The following is a 19,703-nucleotide window of genomic DNA, read 5'->3' on the forward strand; positions in this document are numbered from 1 at the left end:
CACGCCATTGCCGCAGACCCTCTGCCCGGCTATCTCCACAGCCAAGCGCGACAGAGGAAAAGACCCCAAAATCCCTATGACAGACGCCACGACCGAAGCGCCGAAGCCGAAAGCCGTTCTTGCCCGTATCGCTCAGCCGGTGGCGGGGAAGTTGAAGCTCGCCGGGTGGCTCGGCGTAGCCTCGGCGCTGATCTGGCCCGCGCAGGCCGCTCTGATCGGCTTGGTCCTTGGCGATCTGGTCGCGCCTGGAGTAAGCCCCGCGCTTTCGCCGCTTGCCGGGGCCGCTGGTTTCGTGGCGCTGGCGCTCGTGCGGATCGTGCTCGACTGGATTTCGCAGAAGCTTTCCGCCGATGCCGCCGAGGTCGTGCTGCGCGAGAGCCGCGAGACACTGATCCGAAAGGCGCTGCGTCAGGCCAGCGGGGCCGCCGCGCTGTCGCCTGCGGAACTGGCCTCGCTCTCGGCGGAGAAGCTCGGCGCACTCGGTCCTTGGGCCACGCGCTACCAGCCCGCCTTCCTGCGCGCCCGGATCATACCCCTCGCCTTCATCCTGCTCGCCGCCACGCAAAGCTGGGCGGTCGCGGGCATCTTGCTGATTGCGGGGCCGCTGATCCCGCTGTTCATGGCGCTTGTTGGCATGGCCGCGCAGGACGCCTCGGAAAAGCAAATGGTCGAGATCGGCTCTCTGAACCGCCTGCTGATCGACCGGATCGCCGCGATCACCGATCTGCGGCTCTTGGGCGCGGAGGCCCGCTCGCGCGCCGATCTGGAGACCAAATCCGAAGACCTGCGCGTCCGCACGATGGCGGTTCTGCGGGTGGCCTTCCTCTCCTCGACGCTTCTGGAACTGTTCGCCGCAATCGGCGTGGCGCTGGTCGCGGTCTATGTCGGCTTCTCGCTGATCGGCTGGATGAATTTCGGCACATGGGGCAGCAAGATGACCCCGGCCGAGGGGATTTTCCTGCTGATGATCGCGCCCGAATTCTTCCAGCCGCTGCGCGATCTGGCAGCGGCGTGGCATGACCGAGCCGCCGCGCTTGCCGTGGCCTCCGAGCTGGAGACGACCGAGACTGCCATCGCCAAGGCAAACACACTGATGGGCACCGGGGGCGAAGGCACGGCGCCGCAGCTCGGGCCGCTGCACTGGCACGGTCTGCAAATCCGCCCCGGCGAGGCCGCCGATCCGATCCCCCTGCCCGATGGCGACATCGCCCCGGGCGAGGCGGTGGCGATCACCGGGCCGTCGGGCGCAGGCAAGACGACGCTTCTAACCGCGCTGGTCGGGCTGATCCATCCCGAGGCGGGGGAGATCACACTGGGCGACACCGCGCTGACCGAGCAAAACGCCGATGACTGGCGCGCGGCCTTCGGCTGGATTCCGCAAAGCCCGCGCTTTGCCGATGCGAGCCTGCGCGAGCTGATCACGCTGAACCGCTCCGGCGATCTCGATGCGGCGCTGGAGGCTGCGCAGGCCACCGAGGTCGTCGCGGGCCTTCCCGGCGGGCTCGACGCCCGACTGGGCGATATGGGCGGCGGCGTCTCGGGTGGCGAGGCGCGGCGTCTGCTGATCGCGCGCGCCCATTACGCGGGCCGCCCGATCGTGCTGGCCGACGAACCGACCGCCGATCTCGATGCCGAGACGGGCGCCAAGGTGATCGCGGCGCTGCTGGCGCTGCGCGCAAACGGCACGACTTTGATCGTCGCGAGCCACGACCCCGCCCTCGTTGCCGCGATGGACCGCCAGATCGAATTGGAGGGCGCAGCATGAAAACGCTTCTGACCCTCACCGCCCGCCTGATCGCCGATCAGAAATGGGCCTTCAGCCGAGGCCTCGCGCTGTCCTTCCTCGTGCTCGCGATGGGGGCGGCGCTGCTGGGCCTGTCGGGCTGGTTCATCACCGCCTCGGCCTTGGCCGGGATCACGGGGCTGGGCCTCAACTTCAATTTCTTCACCCCCTCGGCAGGCGTGCGCGGACTGGCTTTGGGTCGCGCGGTGTCGCGCTATGGTGAGCGGTTGCTGACCCATGATGCCACGCTGCGCGCGCTGGCGAAGCTGCGCATCGACCTGATGGATGGCGTCTCCCGTCGCCCGCATGAGGAACAGGCGCGGCTGCGCGGTGCGCAGGCGCTGAACCGGATCACCTCGGATGTGGATGCGCTGGACGGCGTGCTGCTGCGGCTGGTCATCCCCTTCCTCGCAGGCGGCATGGTGCAGATCGCGGCACTTCTGATGCTGTGGTGGCTCGAAGGGCTGCCGATCGGGCTGGCGGTCTTCCTGATCTACCTGCTGGGTGGTGGGCTCGGGCTGATCTGGGTGGCCCGTGCCGCCCGCCACGATGCCCGCGCCGCCGAGACCGCGCTGCAAAACATCCGTCGCCGCGCGCTGGAAACCATGCGCGCCCGCGCCGATCTGGCCGTGGCCGGACAGTTGGAGGCCGCCACCGCGCAGACCTTGGCCGAGGTCGAGGCCGAGGCGCTGGCGCGGCGCAATCTCGAGGCGCTCGATAGGCGCGTGGGAGCCGTGATTTCGGGAACCACCGCGCTTGCCGGAGCCGCCGCTCTGGCCATCGCCGGGCAGATGGCGCTGGCCGGGCAGATCACGCCCGCCCGCGCTGCGGTGGGTCTGTTCGTCGCGCTGGCTCTGGCCGAGTCGCTGATGCTGCTCCGTCGCGGCATGGCCGAGATCGGGCGGATGCAGGAGGCGGGCGCGCGGGTCATGGACCTGACCGATACGCCCGAGCGGCCGCAGCCCGACGGCCACGCCCCCACTGATACCAACGCCCCGCTGATCGAGTCGCGCAACGTAGCCTTCACCCGCGCCAAGAGCGCCGCGCCGCTCTTTTCCGATCTGACCTTCAGCCTCGCGCGTGGCGAGACGGTGATGCTTGGCGGGCCTTCGGGAGCGGGGAAATCCACTGCGCTCGCCGTGCTGTCCGGCCTTCTCAAACCTTCCGGTGGCGAGGTCACGGTGATGGGCCGCGCGCTGCCCGACTGGCCGGAAGGCGACCTGCGCGATGTGCTCACCATGGTTCCGCAGCGCAGCCAGCTGATCGGCGGCACCATCGCCGAGAACCTCGCGCTCGCTCTGCCGCCCGAGGCGCAGCTCGATGAAGACGCGGCTTGGGCCGCGCTGCGCGCCGTCGCGCTTGATGAAGTGATCGCCGCGCGCGGCGGCCTCGAGGCACGGCTTGGCGAAGGCGGCACCGGACTTTCGGGCGGTCAGACGAAACGTCTGGCGCTGGCCCGTGCGGCTTTGCGGCAGCCCGACATCCTGCTGCTGGACGAGCCGACCGAGGGGCTCGACGCCCCAACGGCCGCCGCGACTCTCTCCGGATTGCGCGCGCTTTTGCCCGACGCAGGCTTCCTTCTGGTGTCTCACAGACAGCCCGATCAGAGCGCCGCCACGGGCACCATCGCGCTGAAATGACGCACGACCTGCGACAATAAGTCCTTAATTTTATGTGACATATTGTCGTTCACGGCTCTTCACACCTCCGTGCGACACATCGTCAATTTGATTTGGCTCAATGTCAGGCGCAGACCGCCCGCCCATAAGCTGCATCCAGGAATAATATTTCCGAGAAACTCGGCTTTTGGCGAGGTCGGGTGCAAGTAGGGAAACGGAGAACGAGAATGGATTTCGGGATCGTTGAGCTGTCACGGCTGCAATTTGCCATGACCGCCATGTATCACTTCCTCTTCGTGCCGCTGACGCTTGGTCTGTCGATCATCGTGGCGATCATGGAGACGGTCTATGTGATGACCAACCGCCCCATCTGGCGGCAAATGACCAAGTTCTGGGCCACGCTGTTCGGCATCAACTTCGTGCTGGGCGTGGCCACGGGCCTCACGATGGAATTCCAGTTCGGCATGAACTGGAGCTACTATTCGCACTATGTGGGCGACATCTTTGGCGCACCGCTCGCGATCGAGGGCCTGATGGCCTTCTTCATGGAAGCGACCTTCGTCGGGTTGATGTTCTTCGGCTGGGAGAAACTCTCGCCGGTCAAGCACATGGTCGTCACCTGGCTCGTCGCCATCGGGTCGAACTTCTCGGCGCTCTGGATCCTCATCGCCAATGGTTGGATGCAGAACCCGGTCGGGGCGCATTTCAACCCGCTGACGATGCGGATGGAGATGACCTCCTTCTTCGACGTCGTGTTCAACCCCGTTGCCCAGGCCAAGTTCGTGCACACGGTGTCGGCAGGCTACGTCACGGCGGCTGTCTTCGTGATGGGCGTGTCGAGCTGGTACATGCTCAAGGGCCGTCATTTCGAACTCGCCCGCCGCTCGATCGCGGTCGCGGCCGCCTTCGGTCTCGCCTCGGCCCTGTCGGTCGTCATCCTCGGCGACGAGTCGGGCTACGAGACGACTCACAACCAGAAAATGAAGCTCGCCGCGATGGAAGCGATGTGGGAGACCGAACCGGCGCCCGCCTCCTTCACCCTCTTCGGCATTCCCGATCAGCAAGATCGCGAGACGAAATACGCGATCCACATCCCGTGGGTGATGGGCCTGATCGGCACGCGCTCGCTGACCGAGCAGATCACCGGGATCGACGATCTCGTCAAAGGCTCGGAAGAGCGGATTCGCAACGGTATCGTCGCCTATGACGACCTACTGAAAATCCGCGAAGCCAAGGGCGATGTCCCGCCCGAAGTCACCAAGCAGTTCAACGAAAACGTCGGCGATCTGGGCTATGCCTATCTGCTCAAACGCTACGTGGACGATCCCCGTCAGGCGACCGATGCGCAGATCAAGATGGCTGCGGATGACACCGTCCCAACGGTCTGGCCGATCTTCTGGTCCTTCCGCCTGATGGTGGCGCTTGGCTTCTCCTTCATCGCGCTGATGGTCTACTTCTTCGTCGTCTCGAATTGGAAGGGCATGCAATATCCCCGTTGGGCGCTGCGTCTGGCCGTGATCGTCATCCCCGCCCCGTGGATCGCCGCGGAACTGGGCTGGTTCACCGCCGAGTTCGGACGCCAACCCTGGACCGTGGACGGCGTGTTGCCGACGGCACTTTCGGTCAGTCACCTGTCGGTGGGCGACCTGCTGTTCACGCTGCTGGGCTTCGTGGCCTTCTACACCGTGCTCTTCGTCATCGAGATGGGTCTGATGATCAAATACATCAAGAAGGGCCCGTATCAGGATGTCGAGGTCACTCAAGAGTGGCTGCAGCGCCATGACGACCGCCTGTCCGGTCGCGACGGCAACGCCCCTGTCACCATGCCTGCGGAGTAAGAACCAATGATCCTCTATGAACTCATCCCCCTCGACGTTCTGCGCGTCATCTGGTGGCTGCTGCTGGGCGTCCTGCTGATCGGCTTCGCGCTCACCGATGGCTTCGATATGGGCGTGGGCGCACTTCTGCCCTTCGTCGGCAAGACCGATAGCGAGCGCCGCGTGGCGATCAACACGGTCGGCCCGGTCTGGGAAGGCAACCAGGTCTGGTTCATCCTCGGCGGGGGCGCGATCTTCGCGGCCTGGCCACCCCTCTATGCGGTGAGCTTCTCGGGGTTCTACCTCGCGATGTTCCTCGTGCTCGCGGCGCTGATCCTGCGTCCCGTCGGCTTCAAGTATCGCTCGAAGCGCGACTCGGCGGCTTGGCGCAACGGCTGGGACTGGGCGCTCTTCGTGGGCGGCGCGGTGCCGGCGCTGATCTTCGGCGTGGCCATGGGCAACGTGCTGCAAGGCGTGCCCTTCGAGCTCAACGACATGCTGATGCCGCTCTATCCGGGCAACTTCATCATGAAGCTGCTGGGCCTTCTGAACCCCTACGCGCTGCTGGCTGGCGTGGTGTCGCTGTCGATGCTGATGATGCATGGCGCGGCGTGGCTCTCGGTGAAGACCGAAGGCGCGGTGAAGGTCCGCGCGACCGAAATCGGCTCCGTTGCGGGCATGGTGGCCTTCGCAGCCTATATCCTCGCGGGGATCTGGCTCGCCTTCGGGATCACGGGCTACCACATCACCTCGGTCGTGCCGGACAACGGCCCCTCCAACCCGCTCTTCTCGACGGTCGAGCATAGCGGGAGCTGGATGCGGGCCTATGCGGACCGCCCGTGGATCGCGATTGCGCCGATCCTTGGCCTCGCGGGTATCGCCATGGCGGTGCGGGGGCTGCGCGCCGGGCGCGAAGTCTCGACGCTGCTCTGGTCGAAACTGGGCATCTTCGGCGTGATCTCCTCGGTCGGCCTGACGATGTTCCCCTTCATCCTACCGAGCTCGAAAATGCCCGACGCCTCGCTGACGGTCTGGGACGCTTCGTCCTCGCACCAGACGCTGTTCATCATGCTCGTCTGCGCGCTCATCTTCATGCCGCTCATCCTCGCCTATACCGCATGGGTCTATAAGGTCCTGTGGGGCAAGGTGACGGTCGAAGATGTCGAGCGCGACAGCCATACCGTTTACTAAGGAGACAGACAGATGTGGTATTTCGCATGGATCCTCGGGCTTCCGCTGGCCGCTCTGGTCGCCGTCGCCAACGCGATGTGGCTCGAGATGCAGAACGACTGCAAGATCGCCGGTGAGTGCAAGGACGACTGACCTTGTCCGGCAGACAAACGCGAAAGGCCGCCTTCGGGCGGCCTTTTTCATGGGCGGATCGCGGACACAGCGCGACGCTAGGGCAATCTGCACGCACCGCTAGCGCAAACAGTCGAAAAGACGTGACGTTTCAGGGCCAAAACGAGGCGTTTTCCCCCTGTCCCTTCGCCCTTTGCTCTTGTAACAAAATTGCCGAATGAATCCGTTCGCCGCAATTTGGCGGACTACACAAGGGAGACACGCCATGAAGGTTCTCGTGCCTGTGAAGCGCGTGATCGACTATAACGTGAAAGCTCGCGTGAAAGCGGACGGAAGCGGTGTCGATCTCGCCAATGTCAAAATGTCGATGAACCCGTTCGACGAAATCGCTGTCGAAGAGGCGATCCGTCTGAAGGAGAAGGGCGCCGTCGAAGAGATCATCGCGGTCTCGATCGGCGTGAAGCAGGCGCAGGAAACGCTGCGCACCGCGCTCGCGATGGGTGCGGATCGTGCGATTCTCGTGGTCGCCGCCGATGACGTGCAGACCGATATCGAGCCGCTGGCCGTTGCCAAGATCCTCGCCAAGGTCGTCGAGGAAGAGCAGCCCGGCATGGTGATCCTCGGCAAGCAGGCGATCGACAACGACATGAACGCGACCGGCCAGATGCTGGCGGCGCTTCTGGGCTGGGGTCAGGCGACCTTTGCCTCGGAAGTCGTGGTCGAGGGCGAGGCCGCGAAGGTCACCCGTGAAGTCGACGGCGGTCTGCAGACCATCGAGGTCAAGCTGCCCGCGATCGTCACCACCGACCTTCGTCTGAACGAGCCGCGCTACGCGTCGCTGCCGAACATCATGAAGGCGAAGAAGAAGCCGCTCGACGAGAAAACCGCCGACGACTACGGCGTCGACGTCTCGCCGCGCCTCGAAGTGGTGAAAACAACCGAGCCGGAAGCGCGTCAGGCTGGCGAAATGGTGCCGGATGTCGACACGCTGGTTGCGAAACTCAAAGAGAAGGGGGTCGTGTGATGGCCGTTCTGCTGCTGGGTGAAGTGAATGATGGCGAACTGTCGGTCGACGCGACCGCCAAGGCCGTCTCCGCCGCAAAAAGCTTGGGCGATGTGACCGTGCTCTGCGCGGGTGCGTCTGCCGCTGCCGCGGGTGAAGCCGCCGCCAAGATCGACGGTGTCGCGAAGGTTCTCGTGGCCGAGGACCCGTCGCTGAGCCACCGTCTGGCGGAGCCGACCGCCGCGCTGATCGTGTCGCTCGCAGGCGACTATTCGCATATCGTGGCGCCTGCCACGACCGATGCGAAGAACGTGATGCCGCGCGTGGCCGCGCTTCTCGACGTGATGGTGATCTCGGATGTCTCCGGCGTCGTCGATGCCGACACGTTCGAGCGCCCGATCTACGCGGGTAACGCGATCCAGACCGTGAAATCGAAGGACGAGAAGAAGGTCATCACCTTCCGCACCTCGACCTTCGACGCCGCCGGCGAAGGCGGTTCGGCTTCGGTCGAGACCGTCGCCATGTCGGACGCGCCCGCTCTGTCGAGCTGGATCGAAGACAAGGTCGCCGAGAGCGATCGTCCGGAGTTGACCTCGGCGAAGATCGTCGTGTCGGGCGGCCGTGGCGTCGGCTCGGAAGAGGACTTCAAGGTGATCGAAGCGCTGGCCGACAAGCTTGGCGCTGCTGTAGGTGCCTCGCGCGCCGCCGTCGACTCGGGCTTCGCGCCGAACGACTGGCAGGTCGGTCAGACCGGTAAGGTCGTGGCCCCCGAGCTCTACATCGCCTGCGGCATCTCTGGGGCTATCCAGCACCTCGCCGGCATGAAGGACTCGAAGATCATCGTCGCGATCAACAAGGACGAAGAAGCGCCGATCTTCCAGGTCGCCGATTACGGCCTGGTCGCGGACCTCTTCGACGCTGTTCCGGCGCTGACCGAAAAGCTCTGATCCGCGGAAGGGCGCTGCCCCCCGGGAGAGTTGAACCAAGTCGAAAGGGCGGGGAATTTCCCCGCCCTTTCCTGTTAGAGAAATGGCCGCAGCGTAGGCGCAAGCGCCGCGGCGATCTCCTCATGCACCAGCGGCCCCGGCACCATTTCCGCCGCAGGCTCTTCCAGCGCGGAGAAATGCATCCCCGTCGTGCCTGCACTGCGCGCCGTCACCGAAGGCTCGACCCGCACGATATCGGCCACGAGCGGTCGCAACGTCTCCACCATCGCCTCCGTCACCATCAGAGGCTCGTGCCCGAGCGTGTCGCTATGGGCCGGATCGTGGAATTCGCCCAGCCAAAGCAGCAGCTTGCGCCCCTTGATCTTCGCGAGAAGCGCGGTCATCCGCTGCTGCCATGCCTCCTGCAACTCGACTTCGAGCAAAGCGAACTTCTCGGGTTCGCGTTCCTTCAACGCGCTCAGCATGTGACGCGTGAAGTTGAATTCGGTGAAATCCACGCCGCGGAAGATCGAGCGCATCAGGCTCGACGCGCGCAGGAAGCGATCATTGCGACGCGGATGCACCGCATAGAAGCGGTTCGACATGTTCTGCGCGCCGAGCAACTGGATCACCGTGACCTTCGCGGCCTCCGATGCGGCGGCGAGTTGCGGCTCGTGCAGGAACACGTCGATCCCGGCATTCAGATAGCCGAAATTCACCACCGGCATCTCCAGCCGCGCCTCGAGCAGAACGGGCCAGGGATGCTCCACGAATTTACCATAGGTCTCCGTCCCGCCCATCGCGGCGATGAAATCCCCCTGCAGTGCACGGCGCGGCCCGCGGAACAGCAGTTTGGATTTCCCGTATCTGCACGGAAAGTAATCGAGGGCGCCATCGCCCGTATATTCGAAAGCCATTTTCCCACCTCAGTCTGTGTTCGACTCACCCGAGGCCAGATTGCGCCCAAATTCTTGCCAAACGGCTAATGTTAAAATGATCTCAGCCCTGCGTTTCGCTTGCATGGACCGAGCGGAGAACTATGGTCAGGGCGCAAAGCGTGAGAGGGAAAATTATGGCGATCGAGAAAGTGGGCATCGTGGGTGCAGGGCAGATGGGCAACGGGATCGCCCATGTCTTCGCGCTGGCCGGATATGACGTTCTGCTGAACGACATCAGCGAAGACGCGCTGACGAAGGCGCTCACCACGGTTACCAAGAACCTCGATCGGCAGGTATCGCGCGGCAAGATCTCGGAGGACGAGAAGAACACCGCGCTGAAGAAGATCACTACGACCACGAAACTGAGCGATCTGGGTCCGACCGATCTGGTGATCGAGGCCGCGACCGAGCGCGAGACGGTCAAGCAGGCGATCTTCGAAGACCTGCTTCCGCATCTCAAGCCGACGACGATCCTGACCTCGAACACCTCGTCGATCTCGATCACGCGGCTCGCCTCGCGCACTGACCGGCCCGAGAAATTCATGGGCTTCCACTTCATGAACCCGGTGCCGGTGATGCAACTGGTCGAGCTGATCCGCGGCATCGCGACCGATCAGGAGACCTACAAGGCGCTGCACGAAGTGGTGGAAAAGCTCGGCAAGACCGCCGCGTCTGCCGAAGATTTCCCGGCCTTCATCGTGAACCGCATCCTGATGCCGATGATCAACGAGGCGGTCTATACGCTTTATGAAGGCGTGGGGAACGTGCGCTCGATCGACGAGTCGATGAAGCTCGGTGCGAACCATCCGATGGGACCGCTGGAGCTGGCCGATTTCATCGGGCTCGACACCTGCCTCGCGATCATGAACGTGCTGCACGACGGTCTCGCCGACACCAAGTACCGCCCCTGCCCGCTTCTGACGAAATATGTCGAAGCCGGCTGGCTCGGCCGCAAGACCGGGCGCGGCTTCTATGACTATCGCGGCGAGGAGCCGGTGCCGACGCGCTGAGGCGCGGCGCAAGTGAGGGGCGCTGCCCCTCGCGCTTTGCGCTCACCCCGGGATATTTCGGGCAGTTGGAAGACCGGTAAGGTTTTCTAAACCCTGATCACCTTAAATGGTCTCACGGAACAGGCGGGGACGCCGATGACCGTGCAGTTGGAAGCGCCCGGTTCGCCGCCACCTAAGGGGCGCAACCGGGCGTCTTTCTTTCCAACTGCGTCAAATATCCCGGGGGGCGGCGAAGCCGCGGGGGCAGAGCCCCCTCCACCAGTCGCCTTACAGCGCCAGCGTTTCCGCGCGCAGGTCCGCGAGGAACTTCCGCGGGTTCTGCAGCGCCTCGGCGATCTCTTCGGGCCGCTTTGCCGGACCGATCGCGGGACTCTGGGGCTTGTTCAGTGCGCGTTTGATCTCATAGAGCAAAAGCCCCTGCCGCACCGTCGCACTCAGCTTGTTGGCGATCTGATAGGCGCGCGAATTCTGGCCCGGGAAGTGGATCGGCAGCACCGAGGCGTTCGACCGGGCGAGCATTTTCGCAGTGAAGGGGTTCCACTCCTGCTCGATCACCGGTCCCATCAGCGTCTCGGAATGGGCCACCTGCCCCGCCGGGAACAGCACCACCACGCCGCCGCGCTTGAGTTGCGCCATGCAGGCGGCGCGCATCTTGAGGCTGTCCTCGCGGGCATTGGGCTCGTGCGGGAAGGGCACGGGCAGCATGTATTGCTCGACCTCGGGAATGCCGGTCAGCAGCGAGCGGGTGAGGATCAGGAAATCGTCGCGCACCTGCCCGATCAGGTAGGCCAGCACCATCCCGTCCACGAGCCCATGCGGGTGGTTGGCGACGACCACCAGCGGGCCCTCTTTCGGGATATGCGCAATCTGCTCGGGCGGCGTGGTGACATCGATCCCCATCACGTCGAGCGCCTGCGGCCAGAACTCGGCCCCGACCGGCGCGCCGCGCTTCTCGAACTTGCGGATCAGATGCAGAAGCTGCGCCTTCGCGGTAAGCCATTCCAAGGTGCGGATCGTGCCGACCTTGAACGGATTGGAAAACGTCCCCGCATAGGACAGGCGACGCTTGTCATAGGGTCGCGATACGGCTTGCGCGGCTTCGATTGCGATCTCGCTCTCTTGGTTCATTGGGCGAACCCCCTCGCTGGGTGCGGAGCGCGTCACATACCTTCGCCGAATTTATCGGCCACCAATGCCTGAAGCGCATCGGCGAGCTTCTCTGCCTCGGCCCCGCTTGTCGTCACTTCAATAGTGGTTCCACGCGAAGCTGCCAACATCAAAAGCCCCATGATCGAGTCGCCAGAGACCGACTGGCCATCCTTCGCCACCGTCGCACGGGCGTCATGATCCTCGACAACCTCGACAAAACGGGCAGAGGCGCGCGCATGCAGGCCCTTCTCGTTCACGATCTCCAACTCGCGGGTCACGGACATTTCACCACTCCCGCTTGGGCATTGTAACTATTGATATATTTTCGCCCCGCATCAAGCGCGGCCTCGACCGCGGCATGGACCGCGAGGCTGCGCGATTTCGCCAGCTTGATCAGCAGCGGCAGGTTCGCACCGTAGATGATTTCGCGGTCCCGCGCCTCGCAGGCCATCAGCGAAAGGTTGGACGGAGAGCCGCCGAACATATCGGTCACAACCACGACACCGGTGCCGTCATCGACCGCATCGGCGGCGGCGCGAATCTCCGCCTGCTTGCCCGCGCGGTCGTGATCGTCCTCGATCGTGATGGCACGAATGCCGCGCTGCGGGCCCACGACATGCTCTATAGCGGCGAGATATTCGCGCGCCAGACCACCATGTGCCACGATCACGATACCGATCACGCGCCCGACCTCACCTTCGTTTCTTCGTTCTCGGCATGGCCGAGACGCTCCAATTCCCTATGACGTTTAGACACGCGCCACCCTGCTTCCGCAAGCGCTTTGGCGATGCTCTCGGTCATTGCAACCGAGCGGTGTTGCCCCCCGGTACACCCGAAGCCGACCGAGAGGTAAGCCTTGCCCTCCGCGACATAGGCGGGAAGCAGGAACAACAGCAGATCGAGCACGCGCTGGTGGAACTCCGCAAAGCGCGGATCGGCGGCGACGTAATCCGCGACCGCCGCGTCACGCCCGTCAAGCGCGCGCAGCTCCGGCTCCCAATGGGGATTGGCGAGGAAGCGGCAATCGAACATCAGGTCGAGCCCGCGCTGCACCCCGCGCTTGTAGCTGAAGGAATTCACCGTGACCGAGAGCGCCTCGGTGCGGCCTGTGTCGAAGAAGCGCCCGACCTCGGCGCGCAGATCATGCGGGCTCATCTCGGAGCTGTCGATCAGAACATCGGCGCGCATCCGGATCGGCGAGAGCAGGTCCATCTCCTGCGCGATCCCTGCGCCGGGGTCTTCCTCGGGCGACAGCGGATGGCGGCGGCGGGTCTCGGAATAGCGCCGTTCGAGCACTTCGGGGAGCGCATCGAGATAGAGCAGGTCGAGATGCAGATCCGGGCGCTTGGTCAGCATATCGACCAGTTCGATCAGTGCCGCGGCCGAGAAATCGCGCCCGCGTACATCGACGCCAAGCGCGACAGGGCCGGTCAGATGGCCCTTGAGAAGGCGCGGCACAAGACTCAGCGGCAGGTTGACGATCGGCTCGTAGCCCAGATCCTCCAAAGCGCCGATGGCAGTCGTGCGGCCCGCACCTGACGGGCCGGTCACCAGCACGACGCGCTGGCCAGCCTGTGCCCATACCGGATCTGATCGGGTCACGCCCATCGGCCCCCTTTCAGCCATTGCAAGATTGCCACATCAAGATGACCATGCTGCACGCGCAGCACAAGGGGCAGATTGACCCCCAACACCCTGTCTTTTCGACAGGTTGGCAAGCGTTCGACCTCTTCCCGATCGAGATCGACCAGCAAAGTGATGCGGGCTTGCGACAGGTGATCGGCGCGCAGGATACCCACGCCGCGCGCCTCGATCCGGCCCGCGATCGGCTCCGGTGCGCTTGCGATCAGCGCCTCGCCTTCGGCGCGCAGGTCGACCCGGTCATCGGCGACAAGTGACGCCCCCAGCGCCATCAACCGCAACGCGAGAAGCGATTTGCCACTGCCCGAGGCTCCACGAATGAGAACGCCGCGCTCGGGGTCGAGCGCGACGGCACTGGCATGGAGATTGGTCGAAAGGTCGTCAGACCCGGTCATTCAGCTTACCGGCAGGCCCACGACGAAACGCGCGCCCAAAGGATCGGAGGTCCGATCGGCATCGGTGGGGCGGATATTTTCGGCCCAGATCACGCCGCCATGAGCTTCGACGATCTGCTTGGAGATCGCGAGACCGAGGCCCGAGTGATCGCCGAATTGCCCCTCGGGGCGTTCCGAATAGAACCGCTTGAAGACCTTGGTCAGCGCCTCTTCGGGAATGCCCGGCCCGGTATCCTCAACCACGACCAGCACACGATTGTCGCGCTGGCGCGCCCAGACCCGCACCGCATCGCCCTCTTCGCAGAACGAGGTCGCATTGGTGATCAGGTTCACGAAGACCTGCGCCAGACGCGCTTCCAGCCCCGAGATGACCACGGATTGCGACGGCAGATCGGTGATGAAATCGACGCCCTTCTCGCGTGCCTGCTGCCCGAGGAATTCGCTGAGGTTCGACACCATCTTGATCAGGTCGAACTGCTCTTCCTCTTCTTTCACCAGCTCGGAATCGAGCCGCGATGCATTGGAAATGTCACTCACAAGACGATCCAGTCTGCGCACGTCGTGATCGATGACTTCCAGAAGGCGGGTGCGCTGCTCCTCCTTCTTGACCATATGCAGCGAGGCCACGGCAGAGCGCAGACTGGCCAGCGGGTTCTTGATCTCGTGGGCGACGTCGGCGGCGAACTGTTCGTTCGCGTCGATGCGTTCGTAAAGCGCGCCGACCATGCCGCGCATCGCGCCCGACAGACGCCCTATCTCGTCAGGTCGCGCGGTCAGGTCGGGGATGCGCACCCGGGCGGGCGCCATCTTGCGCGCGTTCTTGTCGCGCCCGATTTCGGCGGCGGCAGCAAGATCGGAGAGCGGATTGGCGATGGTCGAGGCCAGCACCAGCGACAGCCCGATCGAGACGATGATCGCGATCACGAACATCTGCAGCACCTGCTCGCGCTCGACGCGGACCAGCGCGTCGATCTGCCCCGCGACAGAGATCAGCCCGACCACGCCCACGACGCGATCGCCCTGCCGGATCGGCGTGGCAACGGCGAAGATGGTCTCTCCGGCGGCATTCTTCTGCGAGGCGATCTTGGTGCGGCCATCCAGCGCCGAGGGCACCAGATCGCGCACCATGTCGAGCGCGCTATCGGCGGCGGTGCCGCCACCGCGCTCGAACAGACCCGCGACCGAGTCCCAGATCTGACCGAGAAAATCGCTGAGCACGGTGGAACGCTTGTCGAAATTGAGCCCGTCGACCTCTTCGACCGGCGCGCGGTCGCCCGTGGTCGTGGTGCCGAGCAGCGCCGCACTTGGATCGAACAGGTAGAGATCGGCGCCTTCGGGCAGCTCCATCCCGCGGATCGTCGCGAGCGGGTCGAGCCCGTCTCCCGCTGCCAGATTGACCGGCGCCCCCGCCGGAAGCTGCGCCTCGAACACGTCGGCGGCCAGCTGCGCCTCGTTCACCAGCCCGCCTTCGCGCTGCAGCACGAGGCTGTCACGAAACGGGTTGAGGTAGAGCACGCCGGTCACCAGCACGATCATCGCCAACAGGTTGAAGGTGATGATCTTGCGCGCCAGCGGCGAGCGGTTGAGCGAGAACATCGACCGCCGCGCCCGACCCTTGCGCAGATCGTCGTCGACGATATCGGCCGGGCCGATCCAATCCTCGCCGAGCACGACTTCCGTTTCCGGCGCGCGACGGGCGAAGTTTGAGGAGCGCTTTCGAGCCAATCCGATCTTCCCGGCAATACTCATCTACGTAGCATCACTCTTCGTTATACCGGTATCCGATGCCGTAGAGTGTCTCGATCGCCGTGAAATCATCATCGACGCTGCGCATCTTCTTGCGCAGGCGCTTGATGTGGCTGTCGATCGTGCGGTCGTCGACATAGACCTGATCGTCGTAAGCCACGTCCATCAGCTGATCGCGCGATTTCACGAAACCGGGCCGCTGCGCGAGCGCCTGAAGCAGCAGGAATTCGGTCACAGTCAGCGTAACGTCCTTGCTCTTCCAGGTCACCGCGTGGCGCAGAGGGTCCATCTCGAGCGAGCCGCGCACCATGACCTTGGTGTCTTCGGTCGAGGCGACCTCGCCGGTCGAGATCGCTTCCTGCCGGCGCAGCAGCGCGCGGATGCGTTCGACCAGAAGACGCTGCGAGAACGGCTTCTTGACGTAGTCGTCCGCGCCCATGCGCAGACCCAGAACCTCGTCGATTTCGTCGTCTTTGGAGGTCAGGAAGATCACCGGCATCGCCGTCTTCTGGCGAAGCCGCTGCAGCAGCTCCATGCCGTCCATTCGCGGCATCTTTATATCCAGAACCGCCATGTCCGGGAGACGCTTGGTGAACGCGTCGAATGCAGCCTGTCCATCGTTATACGTTTCGACATCGTAACCTTCGGCCTCGAGCGTCATCGAGACAGAGGTCAGAATATTGCGGTCGTCGTCGACCAGCGCGATTCTCGACATGTCGGAATATCCCTTCACTGCTACTTTATAGTTATTACACGCATATTCCGCGTTCGTTGCCTTCAAATCAACAAAAAGCTGCGAATCACCAAGGTTTCGCGAATCATCAGAGCCAGAATTTCCGAACCTTTGACTAATTTGCCTCACCTTTCCGCGACATTTCGCCGTGATTGCGCTAAACCTAGAAATGGTTGCGCTAACTCCCCCTATCCATTCTGTTCCTTCGCAAAATTGTCATGCTATAGGCGATCCATCCGGGTAACATTGTTGCTCGGATCGGCGCTTCGAGGCCCCGAGGCGCCGGGAATAACCCTGTGAACGCCGCGCGACGGCATCGGGAGCATCAGATGGACATTGGACGCGTTAACCCCGCGAAACGGCTGGAAGATCAAGGCATCGAAGGTCTCGGGAATGTCTATTATAACCTGCTGGAACCGGCGCTGATCCAAGAAGCGATCAAGCGCGACGAAGGTACGCTCGGCAAGGGTGGCGCCTTCTACTGCACCACCGGGAAACACACGGGCCGGTCGCCCAAAGACAAGTTCGTCGTGCGCACCGCCTCGGTCGAAGACAGCATCTGGTGGGAGAACAACTCCCCGATGGAGCCCGAAGCCTTCGACCGCCTCTATGCCGACATGCTCGAGCATATGAAGGGCAAGGATTACTTCGTCGAGGACCTCTTCGGCGGTGCCGACCCCGAGCATCGGCTCGACGTGCGCCTCGTGGCGGAAATGGCCTGGCACGGGCTGTTCCTGCGCACCATGCTGCGCCGCCCCGAGCGCGAGGAACTCGACGCGTTCAATCCGGAATGGACGATCATCAACTGCCCGAGCTTCAAGGCCGATCCCGAGAAGCACGGCTGCCGCTCGGAAACCGTGATCGCGCTGAACTTCGAGAAGAAGACGATCCTGATCGGCAACACCGCCTATGCGGGTGAGAACAAGAAGGGCGTCTTCACCCTTCTCAACTACATCCTGCCCGGCGAAGGCATCATGGCGATGCACTGCTCGGCCAACCACGCGATCGACGATCCCGACGACGCGGCGGTCTTCTTCGGCCTCTCTGGCACCGGCAAGACGACGCTCTCGGCCGATCCCTCGCGCATCCTCGTGGGCGATGACGAGCATGGCTGGTCGCATAACGGCATCTTCAACTTCGAAGGCGGCTGCTACGCCAAGACGATCAACCTGTCGAAAGAAGCCGAGCCGGAGATTTACAACACCTGCTCGATGTTCGGCACCGTGGTAGAGAACATGGTGTTCGACGAGGAGACGCTGGAGCTGGACTTCAACGACAACTCGATCACCGACAACATGCGCTGCGCCTATCCGCTGCATTACATCCCGAACGCCTCGGATACCGCGATGGCGGGCCAGCCCAAGAACGTGATCATGCTGACCTGCGATGCCTTCGGTGTCCTGCCGCCCATCGCGCGGCTGACCCCGGCGCAGGCGATGTATCACTTCCTGTCGGGCTTCACCTCGAAGACCCCGGGCACCGAGGTCGGCGTGGTCGAGCCGCTCCCGACCTTCTCGACCTGCTTCGGCGCGCCCTTCATGCCGCGTCGCCCCGAGGTCTATGGCAAGCTGCTTCAAGAGAAGATCCGCAACACCGGCGCGTCGTGCTGGCTGGTGAACACCGGCTGGACCGGCGGCGCTTTCGGCACCGGCTCGCGGATGCCGATCCGGGCGACCCGTGCGCTGCTGAAAGCCGCGCTCGACGGCTCGCTGCATGACGTGCAGTTCCGCAAGGATCCCAACTTCGGCTTCGAGGTTCCGGTCTCGGTCCCGAACGTCTCGGACGTGCTTCTGGACCCGCGCCGCACCTGGGACGACGCGGCGGCCTATGATGCGCAGGCGCAGAAGCTGGTGGAGATGTTCTCGGACAACTTCGCGCAATACGTGCCCTATATCGACGACGACGTGAAAGCCGCGGCAATCGGCTGATCCGCTGAACCCGGAACACGAGATTTTTAAGAAGGCCGGCGATCACGTCGGCCTTTTTCATGTGCGACGCCCACTTTCCTAAACCCTTGAACCGCCTACATGATGCCAGCCATGAAACTGGAACTGCTTCATATTCTGGGCTTCGCCCTGATCGCCGGCCTCATCGCGCTGGCCGGTCTGACGCTGATCGTCGCACGGCTGTCGCATCGGCGTCCGAAAGGCCCGTTCCCCAAGTCCCATATGCAACTCGCCCCCGAAACCGGGCGCTTCGCGATGGCGTTGCAGAACCGGCTCGCTGGAATTGAGACAAAGAGCGCGGTCCAGCTGCTCGCAGATCCGCTCGACGCGCTGGCGGCGCGGCTGGAACTGATCGACGCGGCGGAGGTCTCGCTCGATCTGCAATACTACATCTGGCAGAACGACACCGCGGGCGCGATCATGCTCGGCGCGCTGCGCAAGGCCGCCAAACGCGGGGTCCATATCCGGCTGCTGATCGACGATAACGGCACGGCGGGGATGGACCGCACGCTGGCCGCGCTCGACCAGTTACCCAATGTCGACGTGCGCCTCTTCAACCCCTTCCCGATCCGGACCGCACGCTTCCTCGGCTACCTGTCCGATTTCCGCCGCCTTAACCGCCGGATGCACAACAAGGCGATGATCGCAGATGGACGGATGGCGATCCTCGGCGGGCGCAATATCGGCGACGACTACTTTAACAGCCTCTCCGAGAGCGGGCTCTACATGGATCTCGACGTCGCCGTCGCGGGGCCGGTTCTGGCGCAGATCGGCAAGCAGTTCGACCTCTACTGGAACGCGCCCCCTGCGATCCCGGCGGAAAAGATGTTGGGTGGCTGCGAGGCGAAAGAGGCCGAGACCATCATCAAGACCGAAGAGCTCCGCCTCTCGGAACCCGAGGCGAAGCGTTATGCGGACGACCTGCAGCATCCCGACCGGACGTCGCGGCTGCTGTCAGGCAAGGCGCGGGTGATCTTCGCCGAGGCGCAGTTGATCTACGACCACCCGTCGAAAATCCACGGGCTTTTGCAAGGGCGCAAACTGCTCTGGCAATATCTGGTGCGCGCCTTGGGGCAACCGCTGGAAGAACTGGTGCTGGTGACGCCCTACCTCGTCCCGACGCGGACGGGGGTGCGTTATCTCAAGCGGATTGCGCAATCGGGGGCGACCATCAAGGTGCTGACGAATTCCTATGCCGCGACCGATGTGGCGCTGGTCCATTCCGGCTACGCGCACCGCCGCAAGGGGCTGTTGCGCGCAGGCATCGAGCTTTACGAATACGCCGCCGACGCCGAAGACCGCCGCCCGAGTGAGCGCAACCGGCGCGAGCGGCTGCTGGGCTCCGACATTCGCGGCACCTCGCCGTTTTCGCGCAACAAGCTGCACGCCAAGGTCTTCGCGGTGGATCGCGCGCGCGTATTCATCGGCTCGTTCAACTTCGATCCACGCTCGATGCGGCTCAATACAGAGCTGGGCATCGTGATCGACGCGCCCGAGATCGCGACGGAAATCTCCGAGACCTTCAAGGAGTTTATCCCCGCCCGCGCGTGGCGGCTGCGCCTCACCCGTGCGCAGCAATTACGCTGGTCGCGGCCCGGTCATGGTGTGCGCAAGCGCGAGCCGGGCGTGCCCTTCTCGCACCGGATCTTCCTGTGGATCGCGCAGCGCCTGCCGATCGAGTGGATGCTCTAAGCC

Annotated in this window: 18 protein-coding genes; 10 read left to right on the forward strand and 8 right to left on the reverse strand. The window is 63.9% G+C overall.

Features of this window, described 5'->3' with window-relative positions:
• The first annotated feature begins 76 nt into the window (after positions 1-76).
• The 7 genes from cydD (at position 77) to AKL02_RS18725 (ending at position 8,471) form a co-directional block, all read left to right on the forward strand.
• On the forward strand, positions 77-1,765 hold the full coding sequence (gene cydD, locus AKL02_RS18695) for a thiol reductant ABC exporter subunit CydD (RefSeq protein WP_083077979.1): 1,689 nt from the start codon (positions 77-79) through the stop codon (positions 1,763-1,765).
• Positions 1,762-3,423: an amino acid ABC transporter ATP-binding/permease protein gene (locus tag AKL02_RS18700; RefSeq protein WP_083077980.1), complete on the forward strand. Its 1,662-nt coding sequence runs from the start codon at positions 1,762-1,764 to the stop codon at positions 3,421-3,423. The genes cydD and AKL02_RS18700 overlap by 4 nt, the downstream gene beginning before the upstream one ends.
• A gap of 206 nt (positions 3,424-3,629) precedes the next feature.
• Positions 3,630-5,240 (forward strand): cytochrome ubiquinol oxidase subunit I, encoded by a 1,611-nt coding sequence (locus tag AKL02_RS18705; RefSeq protein WP_198453217.1) that lies wholly within the window; start codon positions 3,630-3,632, stop codon positions 5,238-5,240.
• A 6-nt stretch (positions 5,241-5,246) separates the two neighbouring features.
• Entirely contained in the window at positions 5,247-6,410 is a 1,164-nt protein-coding gene (gene cydB, locus AKL02_RS18710; protein WP_083077981.1) for a cytochrome d ubiquinol oxidase subunit II, read from the forward strand.
• A 12-nt stretch (positions 6,411-6,422) separates the two neighbouring features.
• Complete coding sequence (gene cydX, locus AKL02_RS18715) at positions 6,423-6,542, forward strand: cytochrome bd-I oxidase subunit CydX (protein WP_078521427.1); 120 nt, start codon at positions 6,423-6,425, stop codon at positions 6,540-6,542.
• A 244-nt stretch (positions 6,543-6,786) separates the two neighbouring features.
• The gene (locus AKL02_RS18720; protein ID WP_078521428.1) at positions 6,787-7,545 is read left to right on the forward strand and encodes an electron transfer flavoprotein subunit beta/FixA family protein; all 759 of its coding nucleotides are present in this window, start codon (positions 6,787-6,789) and stop codon (positions 7,543-7,545) included.
• Positions 7,545-8,471: an electron transfer flavoprotein subunit alpha/FixB family protein gene (locus AKL02_RS18725; RefSeq protein WP_078542565.1), complete on the forward strand. Its 927-nt coding sequence runs from the start codon at positions 7,545-7,547 to the stop codon at positions 8,469-8,471. Before AKL02_RS18720 ends, AKL02_RS18725 begins: the two co-directional genes overlap by 1 nt.
• Before the next feature lie 74 nt (positions 8,472-8,545).
• Here the strand turns inward: AKL02_RS18725 and AKL02_RS18730 are convergent, their stop codons facing one another.
• Positions 8,546-9,367, reverse strand: coding sequence for a DUF6473 family protein (locus AKL02_RS18730; protein ID WP_083077982.1), 822 nt, complete (start codon positions 9,365-9,367; stop codon positions 8,546-8,548).
• A gap of 155 nt (positions 9,368-9,522) precedes the next feature.
• Between AKL02_RS18730 and AKL02_RS18735 the strand changes: the two genes are divergently transcribed.
• Positions 9,523-10,398: a 3-hydroxybutyryl-CoA dehydrogenase gene (locus AKL02_RS18735; RefSeq protein WP_078521434.1), complete on the forward strand. Its 876-nt coding sequence runs from the start codon at positions 9,523-9,525 to the stop codon at positions 10,396-10,398.
• A gap of 267 nt (positions 10,399-10,665) precedes the next feature.
• Here AKL02_RS18735 and AKL02_RS18740 read toward each other — a convergent pair whose 3' ends face one another.
• From AKL02_RS18740 to AKL02_RS18770, 7 genes are read right to left on the reverse strand one after another with little or no spacing between them, the layout of a single operon-like run.
• On the reverse strand, positions 10,666-11,526 hold the full coding sequence (locus AKL02_RS18740) for a lysophospholipid acyltransferase family protein (protein WP_083077983.1): 861 nt from the start codon (positions 11,524-11,526) through the stop codon (positions 10,666-10,668).
• 32 nt (positions 11,527-11,558) lie between these two features.
• Entirely contained in the window at positions 11,559-11,831 is a 273-nt protein-coding gene (locus AKL02_RS18745) for an HPr family phosphocarrier protein (RefSeq protein WP_075776868.1), read from the reverse strand.
• Positions 11,822-12,229: a PTS sugar transporter subunit IIA gene (locus AKL02_RS18750; protein WP_075776867.1), complete on the reverse strand. Its 408-nt coding sequence runs from the start codon at positions 12,227-12,229 to the stop codon at positions 11,822-11,824. Before AKL02_RS18750 ends, AKL02_RS18745 begins: the two co-directional genes overlap by 10 nt.
• A complete protein-coding gene (rapZ, locus tag AKL02_RS18755; protein ID WP_083077984.1) occupies positions 12,226-13,155 on the reverse strand; it encodes an RNase adapter RapZ in 930 nt (309 codons plus the stop codon). The genes AKL02_RS18750 and rapZ overlap by 4 nt, the downstream gene beginning before the upstream one ends.
• Entirely contained in the window at positions 13,146-13,583 is a 438-nt protein-coding gene (locus AKL02_RS18760) for an HPr kinase/phosphorylase (protein ID WP_083077985.1), read from the reverse strand. The genes rapZ and AKL02_RS18760 overlap by 10 nt, the downstream gene beginning before the upstream one ends.
• The gene (locus AKL02_RS18765; protein WP_078604987.1) at positions 13,584-15,332 is read right to left on the reverse strand and encodes a sensor histidine kinase; all 1,749 of its coding nucleotides are present in this window, start codon (positions 15,330-15,332) and stop codon (positions 13,584-13,586) included.
• A 10-nt stretch (positions 15,333-15,342) separates the two neighbouring features.
• Complete coding sequence (locus AKL02_RS18770; protein ID WP_078521444.1) at positions 15,343-16,044, reverse strand: response regulator transcription factor; 702 nt, start codon at positions 16,042-16,044, stop codon at positions 15,343-15,345.
• A gap of 347 nt (positions 16,045-16,391) precedes the next feature.
• Between AKL02_RS18770 and AKL02_RS18775 the strand changes: the two genes are divergently transcribed.
• Entirely contained in the window at positions 16,392-17,990 is a 1,599-nt protein-coding gene (locus tag AKL02_RS18775) for a phosphoenolpyruvate carboxykinase (protein ID WP_078549404.1), read from the forward strand.
• Positions 17,991-18,101: 111 nt separating this feature from the next.
• Positions 18,102-19,700 carry a phospholipase D-like domain-containing protein gene (locus AKL02_RS18780; RefSeq protein ID WP_165756982.1) on the forward strand — a complete coding sequence of 533 codons (1,599 nt, stop codon included), beginning with the start codon at positions 18,102-18,104 and terminating at the stop codon, positions 19,698-19,700.
• Positions 19,701-19,703 lie beyond the last annotated feature (3 nt).

The sequence above is a fragment of the Thioclava electrotropha genome (assembly GCF_002085925.2).
In the GTDB taxonomy this organism is placed as follows: Bacteria; Pseudomonadota; Alphaproteobacteria; order Rhodobacterales; family Rhodobacteraceae; genus Thioclava; species Thioclava electrotropha.

Bases quoted from the DNA above. Each gene is read 5' to 3' on its own strand.
- cydD (WP_083077979.1), top strand. From the start codon at position 77: ATGACAGACGCCACGACCGAAGCGCCGAAGCCGAAAGCCGTTCTTGCC.
- AKL02_RS18700 (WP_083077980.1), top strand. From the start codon at position 1,762: ATGAAAACGCTTCTGACCCTCACCGCCCGCCTGATCGCCGATCAGAAA.
- AKL02_RS18705 (WP_198453217.1), top strand. From the start codon at position 3,630: ATGGATTTCGGGATCGTTGAGCTGTCACGGCTGCAATTTGCCATGACC.
- cydB (WP_083077981.1), top strand. From the start codon at position 5,247: ATGATCCTCTATGAACTCATCCCCCTCGACGTTCTGCGCGTCATCTGG.
- cydX (WP_078521427.1), top strand. From the start codon at position 6,423: ATGTGGTATTTCGCATGGATCCTCGGGCTTCCGCTGGCCGCTCTGGTC.
- AKL02_RS18720 (WP_078521428.1), top strand. From the start codon at position 6,787: ATGAAGGTTCTCGTGCCTGTGAAGCGCGTGATCGACTATAACGTGAAA.
- AKL02_RS18725 (WP_078542565.1), top strand. From the start codon at position 7,545: ATGGCCGTTCTGCTGCTGGGTGAAGTGAATGATGGCGAACTGTCGGTC.
- AKL02_RS18730 (WP_083077982.1), bottom strand. From the start codon at position 9,367: ATGGCTTTCGAATATACGGGCGATGGCGCCCTCGATTACTTTCCGTGC.
- AKL02_RS18735 (WP_078521434.1), top strand. From the start codon at position 9,523: ATGGCGATCGAGAAAGTGGGCATCGTGGGTGCAGGGCAGATGGGCAAC.
- AKL02_RS18740 (WP_083077983.1), bottom strand. From the start codon at position 11,526: ATGAACCAAGAGAGCGAGATCGCAATCGAAGCCGCGCAAGCCGTATCG.
- AKL02_RS18745 (WP_075776868.1), bottom strand. From the start codon at position 11,831: ATGTCCGTGACCCGCGAGTTGGAGATCGTGAACGAGAAGGGCCTGCAT.
- rapZ (WP_083077984.1), bottom strand. From the start codon at position 13,155: ATGGGCGTGACCCGATCAGATCCGGTATGGGCACAGGCTGGCCAGCGC.
- AKL02_RS18760 (WP_083077985.1), bottom strand. From the start codon at position 13,583: ATGACCGGGTCTGACGACCTTTCGACCAATCTCCATGCCAGTGCCGTC.
- AKL02_RS18765 (WP_078604987.1), bottom strand. From the start codon at position 15,332: ATGAGTATTGCCGGGAAGATCGGATTGGCTCGAAAGCGCTCCTCAAAC.
- AKL02_RS18770 (WP_078521444.1), bottom strand. From the start codon at position 16,044: ATGTCGAGAATCGCGCTGGTCGACGACGACCGCAATATTCTGACCTCT.
- AKL02_RS18775 (WP_078549404.1), top strand. From the start codon at position 16,392: ATGGACATTGGACGCGTTAACCCCGCGAAACGGCTGGAAGATCAAGGC.
- AKL02_RS18780 (WP_165756982.1), top strand. From the start codon at position 18,102: ATGAAACTGGAACTGCTTCATATTCTGGGCTTCGCCCTGATCGCCGGC.